Here is a 20,061-nt window from a genome sequence, read left to right as displayed (position 1 = left end):
GACTTGCTCGGGGTGTAAACCACACAGGAACGGAAAGGTCATGACGACGGAAATTACCAGCAAGCAGACAGCGAGCGAAGAGCGGAGTGTTCCGGCTCCAGTGGATGCCCCGCCAGCGGGAGAAGTTATCAACCTGGATGCCAGTGAGAACTACTTCAACCGTGAACTGAGCCTGCTTCAGTTCAATTACCGGGTGCTCAAACAGGCGCTTGATACCACTCATCCGCTTTTTAATCGACTGATGTTCTGCTGTATTTTCAGTAGCAACATGGATGAGTTCTTTGAAATCCGCGTAGCTGGCCTGCGTCAGCAGATGAAGTACGGCAGGGAAACCGTCGGTGCTGATGGCATGATCCCTGAGCAGGCGCTGAGCGAAATCAGCCGTGTTGCCCATGAGTACATCAATGAGCAGTACGACATCCTGAACAACGTTCTGATTCCGGAGATGGAAAAAGAGAATATCCACTTCGTGCGACGCCGGGAGTGGACGCCTGAGCAGGCGGAGTGGGTGCGCAATTATTTTGAAGATGAAATTCTGCCTGTTGTCAGTCCCATTGGCCTGGATCCCTCGCACCCGTTTCCGCGATTGGTGAACAAAAGCCTGAACTTTATTGTTGAACTCGATGGCAAGGATGCCTTTGGTCGCGAGACCGGTATGGCCATCGTGCCTGCGCCGCGCTCATTGCCGAGGCTCGTGCGCCTGCCAGATGAAATCTGTAGTGGCGGAGAGAATCTGGTATTCCTCTCCTCCATGATTCATGCTCACGCGGATGAGCTTTTCCCGGGAATGGAAGTTAAAGGCTGCTACCAGTTCCGGCTTACGCGCAACGCCGACCTGGAGCTGGAAGATGATCTTGAAGATCTGGCATCGGCTTTACGCGGCGAGCTTCTCAGTCGCAGGTTTGGCGACGGTGTGCGGCTGGAGGTCGCGGACAATTGTCCGCAGGAGCTGGTGCAGTTCCTGTTGACGGAGTTTGGCCTGGCGGCGCGGGACCTCTACCAGGTGAACGGGCCCGTGAACCTCACCCGGCTGATGGCTGTCACCAGCCTGGTGGACCGTCCTGATCTTTCTTATGCTGGTTTTTCGCCCTCCATCCCCAAGGCGATTCGAAGCAAGGAGACCATCTTCGATGCAATCCGAAAGCAGCCGATTCTGTTGCATCACCCGTTTCAGAATTTCAGCCCGGTCGTTGATTTACTGCGTCAGGCGGCGAAGGACCCACAAGTTTTAGCGATTCGGCAAACCCTCTACCGTACCGGGGCTGGTTCGGAGATTGTTGAGGCTCTGGCTGATGCAGCCCGCCGGGGTAAAGAGGTTACTGCGGTTGTTGAGCTGCGGGCACGATTCAGCGAAGCTGAAAACCTTGAGCTGGCAAGCCGCCTGCAGGAAGCCGGTGTCATCGTGGTTTACGGTGTTGTGGGATACAAGACCCACGCAAAAATGATTTTGATCGTTCGTCGCGAAGAAGGGCGCCTGCGCCGCTATGTGCACTTGGGAACTGGTAACTACCATGCAGGCAACGCGCGCCTGTACACTGACTACAGTTTTCTGACCTGTGATGAGTCGATCGGCGACGATGTGAACAAGCTGTTCCAGCAATTGACGGGTATGGGCAAAGCTCTGAAAATCAAGAAATTGTTCCATGCACCGTTTACGCTCCTTTCCAGACTGCTGGGCCTGATTGAGCGTGAAACCGCTCTGGGCAGCAAGGGGCGTATTGTTATCAAGATCAATGGACTGACTGAAATTCAGTTGATCAAGGCGCTTTACCGGGCCTCCCAGGCGGGCGTGAAAATTGATTTGATCGTGCGTGGTATTTGCAGCTTGAAGCCAGGTATTCCGGGACTTTCGGAAAACATTCAGGTGCGCTCTATTGTTGGGCGTTTTTTGGAGCACACCCGAATTTACTGCTTCGGAAACAACGGAAAGCCCGATGTCTATTGCTCCAGTGCCGATGGCATGGAGCGTAACCTGCTTAATCGGGTTGAGACGGCGTTTCCGATCGAAGATCCCGAGCTGGTCGCGCGGGTCCGAGAAGACCTCGATGCGTACCTTGCAGACAACTGCCAGTCCTGGGTATTGCAAACGGATGGCAGTTATATCCAGAATCAGCCGGCCGAGGGTGAAGAGCGTGTGGCATCGCAACTGGTATTACTAGAACGCCTGACCGGCAAATCCTGATATTTTCAGATGGAGAGAGTTCTTGAAAGCAAAGTGGATAATTGCCGGCGCCGGCGTATTGATTGTTGCGGGCGCAATGCCATGGGCAGTGGGTTACGTAACCGAAAAGCAGTGGCAAGAGGTTACCCGTGAACTGAACCAGGCGCAGCCGTTTTTGCAGATGCAAACAGACGACTATCGCCGTGGTTATTTCGGGTCTGAGCTGGATGGGGTTGTAACGGTTTTAAATCCTGATAGCGGAGAGACCCGTCCGATTGCCTACCGAGCCAAGGTGACTCATGGTGTGACCGGGAGCTTTATTGATTTCAAGCCGGTGGAAGGCTGGGCGCCTGAGGGTGCCAACTGGTTTGAAGAGCACCCAAGGCTGACCCTGGAAACGCGCCTTTGGGGCACTGCTGTGCTTGAGCTGGAAGCCCCGGCCATTGCGATCAATAATCCCGAAAGTGGAGAATCACTCCGTACCAGCGGCGGCATTGCCCGAATTGAAGTCAGTGACACTGGCTCGCAGGCAGAAGCGCTGGTCGTCTGGCCGCAACTGAGCTTCTCCGGACCAGACATGAGCATTCGCGTGAATGACTTCCGTGTTGAGCAGGACATGGCTCACCTCAGCGGCGATGTCTGGACTGGAACCATGGACGCATCGATTGCCTCGGTTGCTCTGACATCTCCTGGGACTCCCCGGTTAACGATAGAGGATTTGCAGGCGCGCAGCAGCACCCAGGCCAATGCTAGCGGGGAGCGTCTGGATTCAAGGCTGTCGATTGAGGCAGGCAAGGTTGGTTATGAAGACCAGGCCTATGGCCCGCATACCATTGTATTCGCTCTGGAAAACCTGGATGTTGCAAGCTGGGGTGCATTGACAACCAGCATGGCAGAGCTTCAGGGAATGGCGCTGGCTCCCGATGCTGGTGGCCCGGAAGCGTTTGAGCGACAGATGGCTGCCATGGGTGAGGTGAGTACAGCCCTGCGCGATCTGTCGGCGGCCGGTTTTACCGTCGGACTCCCTGAGCTCACATTGGATACGCCAGAAGGCGAGTTAACGGGCAGCCTGTTGATCAGTCATCCTGAGCTGGCCACCGACCAGAAAGCAGAAATGCTTATGGTGATGCAGCAGTTAACTGGCGAAATGAATCTGAGCGTGCCTTCGGCGCTGGAGAAAGATTATCCGGCTGTGCGTATGCAGCTTGCGCCCCTGGTCAAGCAGGGGTTGCTTGTGCAAGAAGGAGATCGGCTGGTAATGGCGGCGAAGCTGAACGACATGGTTATAAATGTTAACGGTCAGGAAATTCCGCTGCCGCCTCTGTTTTAGCGTTCTTTCAAGCATGAAAAAAAGCCCCGGTCGGGGCTTTTTTGTTATCAGCAGGTGCTTCAGGCCTCGCTGAACTTCTTTTTCAGGGCGACTTCCACGGCCGGATCAACAAATTCGGATACATCGCCCCCCAGGGACGCAATTTCCCGAATCAGACTGGAGGAAATGTAGGAAAGGTGGTTGGAAGGCGTCAGGAACACGCTTTCCAGTTCCGGTGCCAGCCGGCGATTCATATCTGCCAGCTGAAACTCATACTCGAAATCGGATACTGCCCGTAGGCCACGGATAATAACCGTAGCACCCTGGTCACGGACGAAATCGGCAAGCAGATAGCTGAACCCGGTCACAGTGACGTTGGGAATGTGAGGCGTTGCCTTTCGAACCAGTTCGCAGCGCTCGTCAACGTCAAACAGTGGCTTTTTCTTGGAGTTATAGGCTACTGCAACAACAACCTCATCAAACATGCGGCTGGCACGTTCGATAAGATCGGTGTGACCGTTGGTGATGGGGTCAAAGGTGCCCGGGTAAATGACTTTAGACATGCACAGCTCCTTTTTGTCAGGCCGCCAGATTACCAGTATTTCTGCTATTTCTGTAGCCGCTGCGCCAGACGGGAGCTGTTTCTTGCGGCTAAAGCATAAACCGACAGCTGCGGATTGGCGCCGATGCTGGTCGGAAAAATAGAAGCATCGTGCACACTGAGGTTGCTGACGTGGTGATGCTCGCCAAATCCGTTGACCACAGATTCCTCCGGCTTGCTTCCCATGCCGCAACCACCCATTTGGTGGGCTGTAAACAGGCCGACCCGGTGGGGTGCCATGACAAGGCCGTCGATAGCTGCTTTGGCGTCAGCCCAGCTGGAGTACCAGTCTGAATCCAGATGCATCAGCCGCACCCGGTCGGCGCCAGCCGCAAACTGGATTTCGGCCATGGTGTAGAAGGCATTGCGGATGCCCTTCCAGAGATAGTCGGTGACCGGGTAGTCCAGTACCGGGCTGCCGTCATCGCGGAGCGATACAGTGCCGCCCGGGCTGTTCTCGTGAAAACCATCTCGCAGAAGTGCGATAACAGACTGCATCCAGGGTAGTCGCGCCAGATTTTCAGCCTGTTTATCTCCGTGGCCCGGGACAACACCGGCAGACATGGCCGGGTGCAATGGTGGCACCTCCAGTTTATAACCTGCCTCTCCCTCTACACCCTTGCTGAAGTTGAACTCGTCAGAATAGACAGACTGTGGCGCACCGTAGAACGGGTCTACCAGCTTTGGCATTTGCGCAACACTGGCGTTAACCGGGTGAATAAACGAGCGTTTGCCAACGCGATTATAAGGGTCGGGCAATCCGGAACGCAGCAGCAGGCCGGGCGAACCTATAGCGCTCGCGGCGACCACAAAATGCCTGGCTTTCAGTGTGACTGTAACGCCGGAGGGTGTAAGGCCATCACTGGTCATGGCGCTGGCCTGCAATGATTCGATGCGATCCTGGTTCATTATCAGTCGCTCGGCGCGCAAACCGTGGAATAACCGGGCGTTATGATCAAGCGCTCCGGAAACCGTGGTCATCAAGGCACCCTGTTTGGCGTTGGTCGGGCAACCTACGCCGCAGTACCCGAGGTTCCAGCAACCTTTCACATTCCGCGGGATAATCTGCCAGCTATAACCGAGTTTTTCACAGCCCTGACGCAAGATGTCGTTATTGAGATTCGGAGCCATCTCCCAGGGCGACATGGAATGTCGTGCTTCCCGGCCAGCGAACCAGGGTGCCATGGCCTCGGGGTTCAGTGCATCAAGCCCAAAGCGTTCGCCCCAGTAATCAAGCGTTGCATCTGGCGTACGAAAGCTGCTGGTCCAGTTGACGGTGGTTGATCCACCCACGCATCTGCCCTGCAGAATGGCAATGGAGCCGTCTCTGGTGGCGCGGCTCATACCTTCCTGATACAGGTTAGCGTAGGACGTAAGCTCGTCCATTTTGAAGTCTTTCTGGTAATACAGCCGACCTTCTTCCACCAGGATGACCGAGAGGCCGCTTTTGGCGAGAATTTCAGCCGTAGTACCGCCGCCGGCCCCGGTGCCGACGATTACAACATCCGCTTCTACGGTCTGGCTTTCGGTAAGGGTAGCGCCGTCGGTGACTTTCCATCCGGATTCCAGGCCCTGGGCAATGCGATCAGTGAACGACATGGTTGGTGAATCCCTAATTTAGACTAATACAGCAAACTAAAGCGGCAGGCTGAAATTTACACGTTGCGGAATTGTGGCAGGGCTTTTACGGCCCATTCGGGTGGGCCCGGATAACCCGAAATGTGCCAGTTCTCCTGGTAGCCGTAAAACGCCACATTGCTTATTTTGGTGAGCGCCATATAGCCGTTATTGAATAACCCGATGTTGCTTGAGCGCCAGCGTTCCAGGAACGCGTCAGCCTGCTCTGTGGTGACATTGCGCCAGGATGGCCAGACTCGGGCAACAGTTACCCGCGTCAGGCCAAAGTTGAGCAGGTCAAACAGTTGCCGGAGTTCCTTCTGATTGGTTGGCCCGAATTTGTGAATGCCTGCATCAATGCGCTCAACGGTGCTGGCGATAATCATGCGCCGGGCATTGGCTTGCTCGGGGAGTGCCGAGCCAAGGATGGCGGGAAGCAGGGCTTCAAGCAGTTCAATGTCTGCAGTTGTCAAAAACTGGAACTGGTAGCGGGCGTCCATGCGCGTCTCAACGGCGCCGAGCCGGCCGGCAGGTGCTGTTGCACAGCCACTCAAGCCGGCGGTGACACTGACAGTACCGAGAAACAGGGCGCCACCGAGACCGGTACGCAGAAAGCTGCGTCGGTTCAGGGACACAGAATCGAGTCCATCGGATGGGCTAAAGTGGTTGGGCATGGGTGGCTCGCTTTTATTTTGTTTATGGCGATCGCCGGGGCGTATGAGCACCCCGGATATAGCTTGGAAGACTCAGCGGATAAAGAACTTGTAAACCATTTTGTGGAAAGATGTTCCGTAAGGGGGATAGACAAACTTTCCACTGTTAAATTTCTGCTTGGAAAAAATGGCCCTCTGGTGTGAGAACGTAAGGAACCCTTCCTTGCCGTGATAATGCCCCATGCCTGAATCGCCTACACCGCCGAAAGGCAGGTCATCCTGGGCGACATGCATAAGTGAATCGTTGATGCACATCCCGCCCGAGAGAGTGTTGTCGATAACCTGATGCTGCTGGTCGCGATCGTAGCCGAAAAAATACAGGGCCAGCGGGCGCGGTCGGTCGTTGATGTACTGAATCGCCTCATCAAGGTTGCCATAGCTCACTATCGGGAGGATCGGGCCGAAGATCTCATCCTGCATGAGCTTCATGTCCGGCGTGGTTTTCAGCACTAGTGTCACCGGAATTTTGTAGGTGCCATCGCCCATGTTTTCCTGCGCCGGATTCATCTCGACCAACTCGGCACCCTTGGATCTGGCATCCTCCAGGTAGCCTTGCAAGCGCTTGTACTGGCGCTCATTGATAATGGCGGTGTAGTCATCGTTGTCGCGCAATGAAGGGTACATTTCCGCAAGGCGGGCGCGGAACTCGTCTACGAAGGCTTGAGTCCGGTCGGCAGGGCAGAGCACGTAATCTGGTGCCACACAGGTCTGGCCGGCGTTGAATGCCTTGCCGAAAGCAATGCGCTGAGCCGCGTCTTCCATGGGCACATCCGGGGAAACGATGGCTGGTGATTTACCTCCCAGTTCCAGAGTAACCGGGGTCAGATTTTCAGAAGCGGCGCGCATCACCAGTTTGCCCACGGAAGTGGAGCCGGTGAACAGCATATGATCAAACGGCCGGGCCGAAAAGTCGGCGGCAACGTCAGCCTCACCATTGATGACCGACACCAGATCTTCCGGAAAAGTGGCTTCAATAAGCTCTTTGAACAGGGCTGATGTATGGGGTGTGAATTCCGACATTTTGATCATGGTGCGGTTGCCCGCAGCAAGCGAGGCAACGAGAGGCCCGACAGCCAGGTAGAGAGGGTAGTTCCAGGGCACAATAACGCCCACAACGCCTTTGGGCTGAAAGCAGACCTTGTTGCTGGCGGGCTGGAACAGTATGGAGACGTGCCTGCGCGAAGGCTTCATCCAGCCACCAAGGTTTTTCAGAGTGTAGTTGATCCCCTGGATTGAAGGCATTACTTCGGCAATCAGGGACTCATCTTTTGAGCGGCATGAAAAATCGAGGTCAATGGCGTCAAGAAGGCGGTCCTGATAGTCCAGCAGAGCCTGCTTGAGGCGCTTCAGGTTTTCCTGGCGCTCCGCTAGCGGCGGCGTCGGGTCGTTGTGAAATGCTTTTTTTTGATCTTCAAACACCCGATGAGTGTGCTGAATATGTTTTTTGCTCTCAGTGAGCTGAACAACGCTGGCACTCATGGTGTCCTCCCTTGGCTGCCGTCGTTTTGCGGCGACAACCTGTTGTTATATGTTGGCGAAAAAACGCTCAATTTGCACTGGAGAGTATTATTAGAGTATATACTCTAGGTAGTCAAGCGTGCCCAATGGCCAATCGGGCCATATGCGCGCTGTAAAACAACAAGCGCCGATGAGCTTATGAAGACCAGAGACAAAATATTGTTGTCCAGCCTTGAGTTGTTTAATGAACAGGGTGAGCGAAACGTTACAACCAACCATATAGCTGCCTACCTGGCCATTTCGCCGGGCAACCTTTATTACCACTTCCGCAACAAGTCCGACATCATCTACGAGATATTCCAGGAATATGAAAAACTGGTGGATTTCTATCTGGATATTCCGGAAGACCGGCTTTTGACCCTTGACGACATGACGTTTTACCTCGAGTCGGTGTTTGATGGGCTTTGGAGTTACCGGTTTTTCCACCGGGATCTCGAATATCTGCTGGACAGAGATCCGCGCCTGCGCAGTGACTACCGGGAATTTACCAACCGATGCCTCGCGGCGATCAGCCGAATATTTGAGAAGCTGGCAGATGCAGGCATCGTAGAGCCGCAGCCAGAGGGTCTCCGGGCGGCGATGTCGCTGAATGTCTGGCTTGTGATTACCAACTGGATGGCTTTCCTGAAGACGGCGCATGCAGCCAAAGCTTCGGCCTGTCTGACTATTCATGAGCTTAAGCAGGGTATTTATCAGGTGCTCACGCTTGAACTTCCCTACCTGACGCCGGCATACCGGGAACAGGTTATGGCGCTGCGGGAGAAGTACCGGCCAACAATGCCGGAGCAGAAAGGTATGTTGGAAAGCCCGGCATATTGAAAACGCCACTGGTCGGGGTGAAAACAGATAAAAGCCTGACTGGCCAGGAACCTTTGGTGATCGAGTTGGTCATAATCAGTGGTGCTGGAGATTCGGACATTTCCGGCGCCTCCTGAGTGAGTTCTCAGGTTTTAGCACGTCGCAAACCCTGACGCTTTACCGGCCTGTTTTTTCACAGGCCGGTCTTTTACAAGTTAATCCCGTAGCTCCCCGGGACCTTCCAGCCAATCAATCAGCGCCGCCCGGCACTCATCAACGCCACGTTTTGAAGTGGCTGAAAACATGACCAGGTGTTGAACACAGGTGAACGCCTCCAAGCGGCGCGCTATATCCAGCATGCTGTTTTTCGCCTGCCCAAACTTGAGTTTGTCCGCTTTGGTTGCAAGAATCATGAGTGGCAGCTTGTTATGCTCGCACCATTCCACCATCATTTGGTCGAAATCGGTGAGTGGGTGGCGGATATCCATGACCAGGACCAGGCCGCGCAGGCACCTACGGTCGTTCAGGTAGTGGCCGAGGTGTTTCTGCCAATCGTCTTTCATGTCCCGAGATACTTTCGCGTAGCCATATCCTGGCAGGTCTACTAGCCTGGCATGCTCGCGGTTCAGGGAGAAAAAGTTGATCAAGCGCGTGCGCCCGGGCGTCTTACTGGTTCGTGCCAGCTTGCCAATGGCAGTGATTGCATTCAAAGCGCTGGATTTTCCTGCGTTCGAACGCCCGGCAAAGGCGACTTCGGCACCCGTGTCTGGCGGGCAGTCTTCCAATCGGGGGGCGCTGACCAGGAAGCGGGCGCTGTTAAAAGAGAGGCTTTTTTGAGTCAGATCAGAGTCCACAGCGGTTGGCTTTCCTTTGGATTTCAGTTATCAGGGATTAATGTATAATGCTACACCAAATCCGGGCGGTACGCTTGGCGTAACCGCTGTCAGTCCCGGTTTTGAGCCTGACTGGTCAGCGCCTGCCGGCTGCAAACAAAGAATATTTTCGAGATGAGAGAAGCGGAGCGAGCATGAAGAAACTGATCGCAGGGTTTGTTTTCGGCGTTGGCCTTACAGCTATGGCGCACGGAGCAGGTGATCCTGAAGCGGGCAAGCAGAGTGCTGTAGCCTGCCAGGCGTGTCATGGCCAGGGTGGAGCGAAGCCGATTATGGGCTCCTATCCAAAAATATCCGGGCTGGGTGAAAGGTACATGTATGACCAGTTGGTGGCTATCCAGGAAAATTCCCGGTCTATTCCGGAAATGACCGGCCAGCTTGACGGTAAATCCGAGCAGGATCTTCAGGATCTGGCAGCGTATTTTGCGCAACAGGAAATGCCGGTCAGCCAGGCAGATCCGGATTTGGTGGAGAAAGGCGCCGCTCTTTATCGCGGTGGCAACATGGCTTCCGGGGTTCCAGCCTGTGCAGCCTGTCATAACCCGCAGGGTAAGGGTAACGAGCCGGCAGGATATCCGCACCTCGGAGGGCAGAACGCCGAATATCTGGTCAATCAGCTGAAAGCCTATCGTGACGGTACTCGGGCTAGCAACGCCAATGCTCTGATCATGGGTGATGTTTCAGCCAGGCTGACAGATGCAGAAATCGAAGCTGTTGCCAGTTACATTTCTGGCCTCAACTGATTCAGCAATCCTGTTTCCGAAAACCCCGCCTTGCGCGGGGTTTTTTGTCTGTCGATCCTGTAATCCACAAACTGTGGAACTTTTCTGGTTCGGCGGGTCATAATCCCTCGATAACGACATTCATATAATCTGGAGATATTTCATGTTCCGAGCGTTCAGATCAGCCGCGGTGCTGTTAACAGCCCTGGCAGTATTCGGCCAGGCTCATGCAGACGACTGGAAGGAAGGTACGCACTACAAAAAACTGGATACCCCCGTGCGCACGAGCAGTGATTCCGGCGTTGAGGTGGCTGAAGTCTTTTGGTATGGCTGCCCGCATTGCTATAACTTCAAGCCGCTGTCTGAGAGCTGGGAGGCGAAAGCCCCCGATTATGTGAATTATGTGCGCATTCCGGCGGCTCTGGGCAGTTCCTGGGAGCCGCATGCCCGAGCCTTCTATGCGCTTGAGGCCATCAATGCTCTGGATGAATTGCACGACCCCCTGTTTGAAGCTCTGGCAGGTCAGCGCAGGCCTCTTAATGACGGAGAGTCTTTGGCCGATTTTGTCGCCGACTATGGTGTAGATCGTGCTGAATTCCTTGATAGCTACAATAGCTTCGGCGTGAATGCCCGCATGCAACAGGCGCAGTCAAAAATCCGGGGCGCGCGCATTACCGGCACACCGACTATGCTGGTAAATGGAAAGTACACAGTTAGTGCTTCAATGGCGGGCAGCCTTGAGGCGACGCTTGAGGTCGTTGATTATCTGGTGGAGAAAGAGCACGCTGCCGACTGATAAAAAAGTACTCTGCTGGGTGGCTTATTTGCTTTCAGGCTTATCGAGCGGAGCGGCGCAGCAGGTTTATTATGTATAAACGCTTCAGGAAACAGTTGGACGGGGCGGTCAACGCCCGGACCGAATCGAAAGGTTCAAACTCGGGCCTGGACCATGTGCCTGCGTTCAACCCTGATCGTCATCTCCGGCTACTCACATTCAATATTCAAGTGGGCATCAGCACTTCTTCCTATCGCCATTACCTGACCCGAAGCTGGCAACACTTCCTCCCCCATCGCAACCGTATTCAGAATCTGGATCGAATTGCCTCCCTGCTTAGCAACTACGACGTGGTGGCTTTGCAGGAGTGTGATGGTGGGAGTCTGCGCAGTGGATACATCAATCAGGTGCAGTATCTTGCTGAAGCAGCAGGGATACCCTATTGGCACCAGCAGCTGAATCGCAACCTGGGGCAGATTGCCCAGCATAGCAATGGTTTGCTTAGCCGGTTTCGGCCGCTGGACGTGAAAGAGTACAAGCTGCCGGGGTTGATTCCGGGGCGGGGTGCTATCGTAGCCCGGTACGGTACTGAAGAAGACCCGTTGGTTCTGGTGCTGATGCACCTTTCGCTGAGCAAAGCGGCCCAGCAACGCCAGCTCGGTTTTATCAGCGACCTGATATCAAAGTATCGGCATGTAATCCTGATGGGTGATATGAATAATCACGCTGAAGAGCTTCTTACCCGGACACCGCTTCGGAACACGGATCTGGTGCCCTTGCCGGATACTGCGCACAGCTTTCCGAGCTGGAGGCCTGAAAAAGCGCTTGATCATATTCTGGTGAGCCCGAGTCTGCAGATCCGGGGTGCTGAGGTTGTGAGCTACCCTATGTCTGACCATTTGCCGATCGCTATGGACATTGCGCTTCCGGATGGATATCTGGAAAAGTTTTGAAGCATCCACAAAAAAACCCGGCCATGGCCGGGTTTTTTTGTGGATGCCGGATCAATAATTACTTGATCTTGGCTTCCTTGTACGCAACGTGCTTGCGGACAACCGGATCATACTTTTTGATCTCGATTTTTTCCGGGGTGTTGCGCTTGTTCTTCATGGTCGTGTAGAAATGACCTGTGCCTGCTGAAGATACCAGCTTGATTTTTTCGCGCATGATGCAGCTCCTTAAAATTTCTCGCCGCGGGCACGAAGATCGGCCAAAACAGCGTCAATACCTTTTTTGTCGATGATGCGCATGCCCTTGGTGGATACGCGCAGCTTCACGAAACGCTTCTCGGTTTCAACCCAAAAGCGGTGGCTCTGCAGATTCGGCAGAAAACGACGACGAGTGTGATTCATCGCGTGGGATACATTATTACCGGCTACCGGACGCTTACCGGTTACCTGACAAACTCTGGACATACTTGCCTCCGACCTGAGCAATGGTCTTAATAAATGCGAATTCGATTTTTAATGCGTCTCTGGTTGCCGAGGAACGGTTACGCCCCTGTTTGCGCCTCTAAACTGAACGCTGCTCGCCAGACGCCGCCAGAAAGGGACGCTTTTATACCAGAACCAGCTCCCCAACGCAAAAAATTGTTGGGAATTTGGCCAGTTTTCCGACATCTGATTCATGGTGGTCTACATCAATCCACGTTCCGCGAGGGATATTACCTCACCGTGGCCAATCACCATATGGTCAAGAACCCTGATATCTACAAGGCCGAGCGCTTCTTTCAGGCGCTTGGTCAGAGAGATATCAGCCTGGCTGGGTCCGGCATTCCTAAACGCATTAAATTGGATAAACACGTTAGTTTATACGTTACTGCAGAGTTGCGCAAAAAGGAGCGGATACATCGTTTGTTGTGGCAATATTGCGACATGTGGGTTGCCTGTTTATCGGGATATTGTACGTTCACAGTTCCGTTTTCTGCGACATAGCATTTGTTTTAGGGTTTCCGATTTACATGGGTTACAGGGTAAACCCCAGCAATTTCACAAATTGCCCGGGCCCTGGATGCAAAGCTTCTGTGGCCCGGTTAGCGAGATTGCTGAGGGTGCATGCTGTTTCGATTAAAGACCGTATGTCTTAGGGTCGAGCTTATCGTAAATTTCGCGCTGCACAATGGCTTGCTTGGCGTCATAATCCCCTTCTGCGTCTGCAAATAGCTTCTGATACTTTGCCACCTTGCTCTCGAAGTTCTCCAAAAAAGCTTCAGGGTTTTTGATGCCGCGCTCCTTCGCATTTTTTATGATAACTTTGCGATCGTTGCTGCGGTGTGTATCGAGGGCATCCATTAGTCCTTTGGCTGGTTCTACTACTCTTATCCCTTTGTTGGCCAGCCTAGTGCTGATCTTCTCGTTCATGCTCACATATCCGGAACTAACGCCGATCGATGTTTGAGCTGCATGGCTCAGCATTGTTGCGCGTTGGTCTGTGCTAAGGCTGCGCCAAAAATCATTTCCCGCCGTCACCGTTGAAGAAGAGAAAAAGACGCCGGTTGGAAGGTTGGTTACGTGGGTAGCAACATCCCACAAATTGTAAGCGTCGAAGTCCGCCGTCGGGATTAGAACTAGGTCTAGTGCGCCACGATTTAGGCCTTCAAATATTTCGCTTGTGGGCACATTGACAGGTGTCGCGCCGATCGCTCGAGCCCAGCGATCCCAAGCTCCTCCAGGGGTTCGAACACGCTTTCCTTGTAGTGACTTTACGGTTTGATATGGCTGTTTTCCTATCAGATTGTAACTCGTGGTTGCATAGCTGCCGAGGTACACAACGCCGTTGCGACGAAATTCCTGCTGACAAGGCTCACAGTCCAACATTAGTATTTCTGTGACTGCGGCGGAGGTCTCAAGGGTGGAGTTTGCCATTAGCGCCATATCAGCGAGCAAGGAACCATAGGGAAGTTCAGCTGGATGGTAGGCTGAAACTATGAATCCGATGTCGGCTACTCCGTCGCGCAGGCCAGAAAGGGTTTCTCGAGCCCCTAATAGGGCTCCGCCAGGATAAAGATTAAAGTCTAACTCGCCACCCGAGGCCTGTTTGATTTGTTCTAGGTACGGCTTGTACCCGTTGTTGACGACAGCATGGTAGGGGCCGACAAAAACAGCCGCTGTATATTTTGCTGCGATCGCTGTTCCCGGGGACGCAATGGTTAACGCTAATAAGCAAGAAAATAGAAATTTTTTTAATGCGCCTGACAAAGTCTTGTTTTTGGTATGCATGGACTTCTTTCCTTTTTTCAAATGAAACTCTTCCAACTGTTTGTAGCTAAAAGAATGTCGCCGTACTTATGTTTCTTTGCATCAATTTTTTAATTTGATGGCTGAGATATAGGGTTATATGAGCAGAAATTTATTGTCAACTGAAGTTTTTCGGAAGTTGAGTATCCGACTTGCAGCTATCTTCGATTTGGATGCTCGTCAGTTCTTCTATTTAGGTCAATAGAGCCCTCTATTGCTGAGCTAAATCCGTTTTTAGGTATCGTTTTTCCTCACCTTGATCAAAATAATTGGTTCTCCCATAAGTCCAGAATAATAGTTGAAGTGTCGCGCACTTGGCTGCATCGTCATATCGCCCATAGTTAATATCTAGGAAGTAGCTCATGCCTATTGTTAATGTGCTAATGATCGAGGGGCGAAGTCGAGCCCAAAAAGACGCAATGTTTAAAAAGGTTACCCAAGCTTTATGTGAGACTCTCGATGCGAAGCCGGAGCAAGTTCGAATTAAAATCGAAGAAGTTCCACCTAACGATTTCGCAGTTGGTGGAGTTCCAGTTTTGTCTTCAGGCAAGAAATAGTTGGATCGAAAGAAAGTAGCAGGGAGCTCCCTGCTCCATAACAAAAAATAATTAACGGGTCTATTTATATGACTGATATCAGTGCAAAACAGATACGAATACACGCCTATGGCGACCCAGCCTGTATGAAATATGAGCAAGTCGATGCTCCAGTAGTAGGAGAGGACGAAGTCCTAATTCAGCAGAAAGCAATAGGTGTGAACTACCTTGACACTTATCATCGTCGCGGTGTTTTTCCAATACAGGAACTGCCTGGAGTATTGGGCGTGGAGGGTGCCGGCATTGTTGGTGCTGTCGGAGCCAATGTAAAAGATTTTCAGCCTGGTGACCGAGTGAGCTACGCCGCACCTATAGTCGGAAGCTATACGGATGTCCGGGTATTGCCTAGCCGATTTTTAGTTAAGCTGCCTTCAAAAATCACTTTTGAGCAAGCTGCTGCCGTGACTCTGCAAGGGCTTACAGCACATATGTTGGTCAATCGAGTTCGCATTCTTAGTCCTGGCCAAACCGCTTTGGTTCATGCTGCTGCAGGTGGGCTCGGGCTGATTTTGTGTCAGTGGTTAGCTCATATAGGTGTGAGGGTAATCGGAACGGTTGGCTCAGAAGAAAAAGCGAAGCTCGCGCTAAGTCATGGGTGTAGTGATGTGATCCTATATCGAGATCAGAACTTTGTTGATGAGACTGCGCGCCTGACTAATGGGGAAGGGGTCGATGTAGTTTATGAGGGCTTGGGTGGAGATGTGTTGGACCGATCTCTTGATTGTCTCAAGCCATTCGGGACAGCGGTGAATCTTGGGCAGGTCGCTGACAACCTTCCCAGTATCGATATTTCTCGGTTAGGCCCACAGCGCGCGCTGACTCTCGCGGTTCCGGGAATCTTCGCGCACATACGTACCTGTCCCAGCCTACAAAACGCAGCAGATGAATTATTTGGGTTAGTCCGCAGCGGTGTAATAAAAGTGCACATCGGCGGCCGCTATCCATTGCCTGAGGCCGCTCAAGCACATCGAGACCTCGCAAGTCGCACTACTACTGGATCACTGGTACTTATTCCCGAATAAAGGATAGATATATGACTGACTTCCATTCAGTGGCATTGGTGACAGGTGGCGCTAGTGGCCTCGGCTACGCCAGTGCTGCGCATTTGGCCTCTACAGGTTTTCGTGTTGTGGTTCTTGACCGGAGTGAGCGTGCCGCGAGTAAGGCGGCGGAGCAACTTGGGGTAGGGCATTTAAGTTTTTGCGTAGATGTTACTTCAGAAGAGGCAGTAGAAAGAACAATTGCAGAAATTGTGGGAAAATGTGGGCGCCTTGACGTAGCAATTAGTGCTGCAGGAATACCGGATTCTTTTAACGCTACTGTAGATCAGGATGTTGATGATTGGCGACGCTTGATAGACGTCCATTTGACGGGATCCTATCTCATAGCGCGAGCCGCAGGGCGGCAGATGTTGAGGCAAGGTAGCGGAGCAATTGTTCAGTTTTCGTCGGTGGCTGGTGTCTCTGGCTTGCCGCGGCGCAATGCTTACACGGCGGCTAAGACGGGTATCATTGGGCTGACTCGCTCATTGGCTTGCGAATGGGCGCAGTCTGGGGTCCGGGTCAATGCTGTTTTACCCGGTTACATCGAGACTCCCTTCGTAGAACAGTTAGCTTCGGAAGGAAAGTTAGATCGAGACGTATTGCGGCGCCGAACGCCAATGGGGCGACTTGGGCGGCCTGAAGACATAGCGCAGGCGGTGGGCTTCCTTTGCTCATCGGCAGCAGCATACATTACAGGAATTGTGCTTCCCGTCGATGGTGGCTGGTGCGCTTATGGGGCTGCCGGTGATGCTTCTGTGCTTGATGATTAACTCAGTCACAATTCAGCTATAGTTGGGTTTCGGTTGGCGCGCCTGGAGACGCGCTCAGAGCATGCTGGCGGTAGGCGTCCTGGAAGATGCGGGAGTGCTCTCGCATCCACTTGGAAGCTTCATCGCCATCGCCACGGCAAATTGCCTCCTGAATTGCGGTGTGGTGCTCTAATGCAAGGCAGTCCAGAGCGTTATTGATTTCGATGTGGTTGCGAAAGTACTCAAAGTAGTCACTTAGAACATCTTGGAGCGTTGACATTAGATGGAAGTAGACCGCGCTGCCAGAGGCCTTGGCAATAAGGAGATGGAAACGATGGTCATAATGTGCCGTTAAACGACTTGAAGCTTGGTGATAGTGCATTTCTCTAATGATCTGGCGCAGCTCGTCGCGGTCTTTCTCTGATGCGTGATAGGCGGCTCTACGAGCAGCCCAAGCTTCGAGATAGCCTCGTATCTCGCAAAGATCAAAAAGGTGGCTGGGGCTAGCTTTTATTGAGGCTTCTGCTGAATGTAAGGGATTAGGGTGTGCCACTACCCTGGTGCCACTACGCTGTGTAGATTCTAAGAATCCAAGCTCCTTGAGTTGTGCTAAAGCCGCGCGAATAGAGATGCGGCTTACTCCCATGCGGTCTGCGAGTTCACGCTCTCCTGGTAAGCATTCCCCAGGCGCTAGCCGACCGGCCCCAAGTAGCGCAATAAGTGAGTTTGTGACGTGGTCTGAGAGCTGCTCATGTTTGGTTTCTGCCAGCAGTTTGAGAGTCTCTTCTTTGGACAAATGTAAGGTACCATTTTGCCAGCAACTTATTGGTCCCGCCGCGCCACGATCCTTTGAGTAAGCATTACGAATAACGCTAGTGTGGGCTGCCATCGATTTAGCTGCTTCTTCTGCATCTCGGCGTTCGATAGCTTTGCATATTAGTGCATGCTGATCTACTAACTTGTTACTTGTTGATTCGTCGATGGAAAATACGTGGCGAAGCTGGCGAAAATAAGATCTTAATGTACCATCCAGTAACTGAAGCAAGTACTCATAGACCATGCACCCCGATGCTCTGGCTATCATGATGTGAAATTCTAGGTCATTCTCGACTCTCTCTTTTTCGCCTAGATGAGTGGCCTCATTCACCAGAGTACGCAAGCTCCGTAACTGCGTGTCGTTAGCATTGCAGGCGGCTCGCGCTGCAGCCCAAACTTCTAAGTGCCCGCGGATTTCTGCCAAGTCTTGAAGGTTTTCACTATTTGCTGAAAGCAGGTCTCTGATAAGCGAAGAGTTGCCTTGAGACGTAGTGACTCGGGTTCCACTGCCTTGGATGGATTTAAGGTAGCCTTTGTCCTTTAGCTTACCTAGAGCATTGCGCACACATACACGGCTCACGCCCATGGTCTCAGCGATCTGTCGCTCTGCAGGCAGGCGCGAGCCAGGAGATAGCTGACCGTTCGCAATTAAGTAGAGAAGTTTCCCTGCAAGTCTCTCAGCTAGTGATATTCTTGTGTGGTTGCGTAGCTGTATGCGTGGATCGCGGCTTGGTCTCTCTGGCAGCTCAGTAGGGCTGAACTGCGATGAGCCCTGAAGTAGTGTAAGGCGTAAGTCAATATTGTTAATTATTAAAACCCTCAAGACGTTGTGTCAAAGCGACGCGCGGACTCTTACAGTTTTTTGTGCTGCAGCGAGTCTGTAGAGTTTGGCCTTGGTAAGCGTAATGGATGGTAAACGAAAGAGGCTCTCAAACTAGGTATTCTAGCTTGGGTTCTATCGCGTTTCCACGGACGGTTTTAAAACGGCTGACAACTTTCGACCCTGAGCTGCAACTCTACGATGCATACTGAGATTATGAAACCTCTCAATTTAGTCGATGGCGTCAGCTTGTGCCTCTCTCTCGCAGTTGGCGTTATTGAGACATTGACTAACTGTGCTCATGCTGCACGTTAGGCAGCGGCTGACTAGATTGCTTCGGTTGTATCCGCTGGTATACTGGCTGTCCCCCATCAGGGGGGGGGGCAATCTTCGAACTTTCCCCTATCGCTGCCAAATAGCTATTCCAGTACCTCTGATCGGCATGTTCCGGATGTATAAACCAATTAGTGACTCGTTTGCTAAACGGATCGAGACATACGCACAAAAAGAGCTTCCTTTCGTGTGTGAATGTCTCCGTATTAGCCCTTCGCCACTTGCTGCCTGACCCAAAGCGAAGAAACTCCGTTCGGGTTATTCTGGGTGCCCGCTGCCCAACAATAACGAGGTCCCGAGCGTCCGCCCCGCTTGTGTCACCTGCCTTGATTACTATGTATGGCCAACAATCGTGCAGCGGCATTCAGGCGTGTTGAAGCGCATTTGGGAACTAGGCCGTTCTGCAGCCCTGGCGAGTCAATTATGCCCCCGGTGGCATCGTGAGCTTCGCTGGGTCGCGATAGCCGGAGTTGATCCGCCTGGCGCTTTAGAGAGACTCCCTTGCAAAGAATGCTGAGCCTTAGCGAAAAAAATCTCGCTATTCTTTACTCGGGCTAGTTCTCGCTTGAGACGGGCAAATTCCTCGTCTCTTGGGGAGCCAAGAGCTTTTAAGGCACTCTGGCTCCATCGGAGCAAAAGGCTAGAGTTGATGCCGGGCGCACAGGGCTGCTTAGCTCTCGTGTTAGTCAGATTGCGGGGGTAAAGCACTGGCTTAACCATAGAAACTACGAGGCAATATCTGTTGTTTTTGGATATGGGTATCCCTGTGGCGCGGAGTGCATGTCTTATTGAGCTACCGCAATAACGGGGTGCAGCCCACCTTCACCTCCATTGTGAAAAACTTGTTGGCACCAGTAGTCGATTTTCCATGCGCTCAATTAGTGGCAGGACCTTTGTTGTGTAATCCTTCCAGCGTTGGTCTGACCATAGCTGTATTCTACGTTGCTCTCGGTCACCGGCATCTTTGAAGGTCCATAAGTGAACGACCTGATTAATTATGCCGGTTTCTGCTTTGAAGAAGCCGGCAAAACCGCCTAGGTGTTCGCGTAGAAGTGGTAGCCCTTGTGTTTCGTATAACTCTAAAAAGTCTTGCATTCCGTCAGGGCGGATTGTGTAAGTGCGCTCGTCAAGAATCATGTTCCCTCGCTAGCTCGCATTGTACAAAAATGTACGCTCGCATGGAGGCGGGCTAATGTACAAGTAAGTCAATTTCTATTTATTTATCACGGATTATGGCAATCAATTTATGAATTCGCAAATTGCATTTTTTCAATCTCAAAATCTGATGGAAAAGCGCTCCTTTAGTTGGGATCGGTTAAATATGGCCGGCTCTTAGAGGGGCGTCAATTCGGCGATAATTG

General features: G+C 52.5%; 19 protein-coding genes and 1 pseudogene. 9 read left to right on the top strand and 11 right to left on the bottom strand.

Annotated elements, in window-relative coordinates; translation table 11 throughout:
- The first annotated feature begins 40 nt into the window (after window positions 1-40).
- Window positions 41-2,182: a polyphosphate kinase 1 gene (gene ppk1 / locus Q4501_RS04800; protein WP_303594678.1), complete on the top strand. Its 2,142-nt coding sequence runs from the start codon at window positions 41-43 to the stop codon at window positions 2,180-2,182.
- 22 nt (window positions 2,183-2,204) lie between these two features.
- The gene (locus Q4501_RS04795) at window positions 2,205-3,491 is read left to right on the top strand and encodes a DUF945 family protein (protein ID WP_303594676.1); all 1,287 of its coding nucleotides are present in this window, start codon (window positions 2,205-2,207) and stop codon (window positions 3,489-3,491) included.
- Window positions 3,492-3,550: 59 nt separating this feature from the next.
- On the opposite strand, the gene coaD is transcribed toward Q4501_RS04795, so the two are convergent.
- From coaD to Q4501_RS04775, 4 genes are all read right to left on the bottom strand, one after another.
- On the bottom strand, window positions 3,551-4,033 hold the full coding sequence (gene coaD, locus Q4501_RS04790) for a pantetheine-phosphate adenylyltransferase (RefSeq protein ID WP_303594674.1): 483 nt from the start codon (window positions 4,031-4,033) through the stop codon (window positions 3,551-3,553).
- Window positions 4,034-4,077: 44 nt separating this feature from the next.
- Complete coding sequence (locus tag Q4501_RS04785; RefSeq protein ID WP_303594673.1) at window positions 4,078-5,670, bottom strand: GMC family oxidoreductase; 1,593 nt, start codon at window positions 5,668-5,670, stop codon at window positions 4,078-4,080.
- Window positions 5,671-5,726: 56 nt separating this feature from the next.
- A complete protein-coding gene (locus tag Q4501_RS04780; protein ID WP_303594671.1) occupies window positions 5,727-6,362 on the bottom strand; it encodes a hypothetical protein in 636 nt (211 codons plus the stop codon).
- Between the two features lie 72 nt (window positions 6,363-6,434).
- Entirely contained in the window at window positions 6,435-7,880 is a 1,446-nt protein-coding gene (locus Q4501_RS04775) for a coniferyl aldehyde dehydrogenase (protein ID WP_303594669.1), read from the bottom strand.
- A 177-nt stretch (window positions 7,881-8,057) separates the two neighbouring features.
- Between Q4501_RS04775 and Q4501_RS04770 the strand changes: the two genes are divergently transcribed.
- Window positions 8,058-8,738 carry a TetR/AcrR family transcriptional regulator gene (locus tag Q4501_RS04770; RefSeq protein WP_303594667.1) on the top strand — a complete coding sequence of 227 codons (681 nt, stop codon included), beginning with the start codon at window positions 8,058-8,060 and terminating at the stop codon, window positions 8,736-8,738.
- Between the two features lie 194 nt (window positions 8,739-8,932).
- Here the strand turns inward: Q4501_RS04770 and yihA are convergent, their stop codons facing one another.
- On the bottom strand, window positions 8,933-9,571 hold the full coding sequence (yihA, locus tag Q4501_RS04765) for a ribosome biogenesis GTP-binding protein YihA/YsxC (protein WP_303594665.1): 639 nt from the start codon (window positions 9,569-9,571) through the stop codon (window positions 8,933-8,935).
- Between the two features lie 173 nt (window positions 9,572-9,744).
- Here yihA and Q4501_RS04760 point away from each other — a divergent pair, with 173 nt between their 5' ends.
- From Q4501_RS04760 to Q4501_RS04750, 3 genes are all read left to right on the top strand, one after another.
- Window positions 9,745-10,353, top strand: coding sequence for a cytochrome c (locus Q4501_RS04760; RefSeq protein ID WP_303594664.1), 609 nt, complete (start codon window positions 9,745-9,747; stop codon window positions 10,351-10,353).
- A gap of 142 nt (window positions 10,354-10,495) precedes the next feature.
- On the top strand, window positions 10,496-11,128 hold the full coding sequence (locus tag Q4501_RS04755; protein ID WP_303594663.1) for a thiol:disulfide interchange protein DsbA/DsbL: 633 nt from the start codon (window positions 10,496-10,498) through the stop codon (window positions 11,126-11,128).
- Between the two features lie 71 nt (window positions 11,129-11,199).
- Complete coding sequence (locus Q4501_RS04750; protein ID WP_303594661.1) at window positions 11,200-12,060, top strand: endonuclease/exonuclease/phosphatase family protein; 861 nt, start codon at window positions 11,200-11,202, stop codon at window positions 12,058-12,060.
- 58 nt (window positions 12,061-12,118) lie between these two features.
- Here Q4501_RS04750 and rpmG read toward each other — a convergent pair whose 3' ends face one another.
- From rpmG to Q4501_RS04730, 4 genes and pseudogenes are all read right to left on the bottom strand, one after another.
- Window positions 12,119-12,274 (bottom strand): 50S ribosomal protein L33, encoded by a 156-nt coding sequence (gene rpmG, locus Q4501_RS04745; protein ID WP_071263342.1) that lies wholly within the window; start codon window positions 12,272-12,274, stop codon window positions 12,119-12,121.
- 11 nt (window positions 12,275-12,285) lie between these two features.
- Entirely contained in the window at window positions 12,286-12,522 is a 237-nt protein-coding gene (gene rpmB, locus Q4501_RS04740; protein WP_096783936.1) for a 50S ribosomal protein L28, read from the bottom strand.
- 219 nt (window positions 12,523-12,741) lie between these two features.
- A pseudogene (locus Q4501_RS04735) lies at window positions 12,742-12,879 on the bottom strand (JAB domain-containing protein); the annotation flags it as partial.
- Between the two features lie 294 nt (window positions 12,880-13,173).
- Window positions 13,174-14,346 (bottom strand): C4-dicarboxylate TRAP transporter substrate-binding protein, encoded by a 1,173-nt coding sequence (locus Q4501_RS04730; protein WP_303594656.1) that lies wholly within the window; start codon window positions 14,344-14,346, stop codon window positions 13,174-13,176.
- A gap of 359 nt (window positions 14,347-14,705) precedes the next feature.
- On the opposite strand from Q4501_RS04730, the gene Q4501_RS04725 reads away from it, so the two are divergent.
- From Q4501_RS04725 to Q4501_RS04715, 3 genes are all read left to right on the top strand, one after another.
- Window positions 14,706-14,900 (top strand): 2-hydroxymuconate tautomerase, encoded by a 195-nt coding sequence (locus Q4501_RS04725; protein WP_303594654.1) that lies wholly within the window; start codon window positions 14,706-14,708, stop codon window positions 14,898-14,900.
- Window positions 14,901-14,968: 68 nt separating this feature from the next.
- On the top strand, window positions 14,969-15,961 hold the full coding sequence (locus Q4501_RS04720) for a quinone oxidoreductase (RefSeq protein ID WP_303594652.1): 993 nt from the start codon (window positions 14,969-14,971) through the stop codon (window positions 15,959-15,961).
- Between the two features lie 11 nt (window positions 15,962-15,972).
- A complete protein-coding gene (locus tag Q4501_RS04715) occupies window positions 15,973-16,752 on the top strand; it encodes an SDR family NAD(P)-dependent oxidoreductase (protein ID WP_303594650.1) in 780 nt (259 codons plus the stop codon).
- A 16-nt stretch (window positions 16,753-16,768) separates the two neighbouring features.
- On the opposite strand, the gene Q4501_RS04710 is transcribed toward Q4501_RS04715, so the two are convergent.
- The gene (locus Q4501_RS04710; RefSeq protein ID WP_303594648.1) at window positions 16,769-18,370 is read right to left on the bottom strand and encodes a FadR/GntR family transcriptional regulator; all 1,602 of its coding nucleotides are present in this window, start codon (window positions 18,368-18,370) and stop codon (window positions 16,769-16,771) included.
- A 1,152-nt stretch (window positions 18,371-19,522) separates the two neighbouring features.
- Window positions 19,523-19,837 (bottom strand): NIPSNAP family protein, encoded by a 315-nt coding sequence (locus Q4501_RS04705; protein WP_303594646.1) that lies wholly within the window; start codon window positions 19,835-19,837, stop codon window positions 19,523-19,525.
- Window positions 19,838-20,061: the final 224 nt, after the last annotated feature.

The organism is Marinobacter sp. 2_MG-2023, assembly GCF_030546935.1.
Taxonomy (GTDB): Bacteria; Pseudomonadota; Gammaproteobacteria; order Pseudomonadales; family Oleiphilaceae; genus Marinobacter.
Note: the sequence above shows the minus strand (reverse complement) of the source record. Positions and strands in the feature narration are given on the sequence as shown.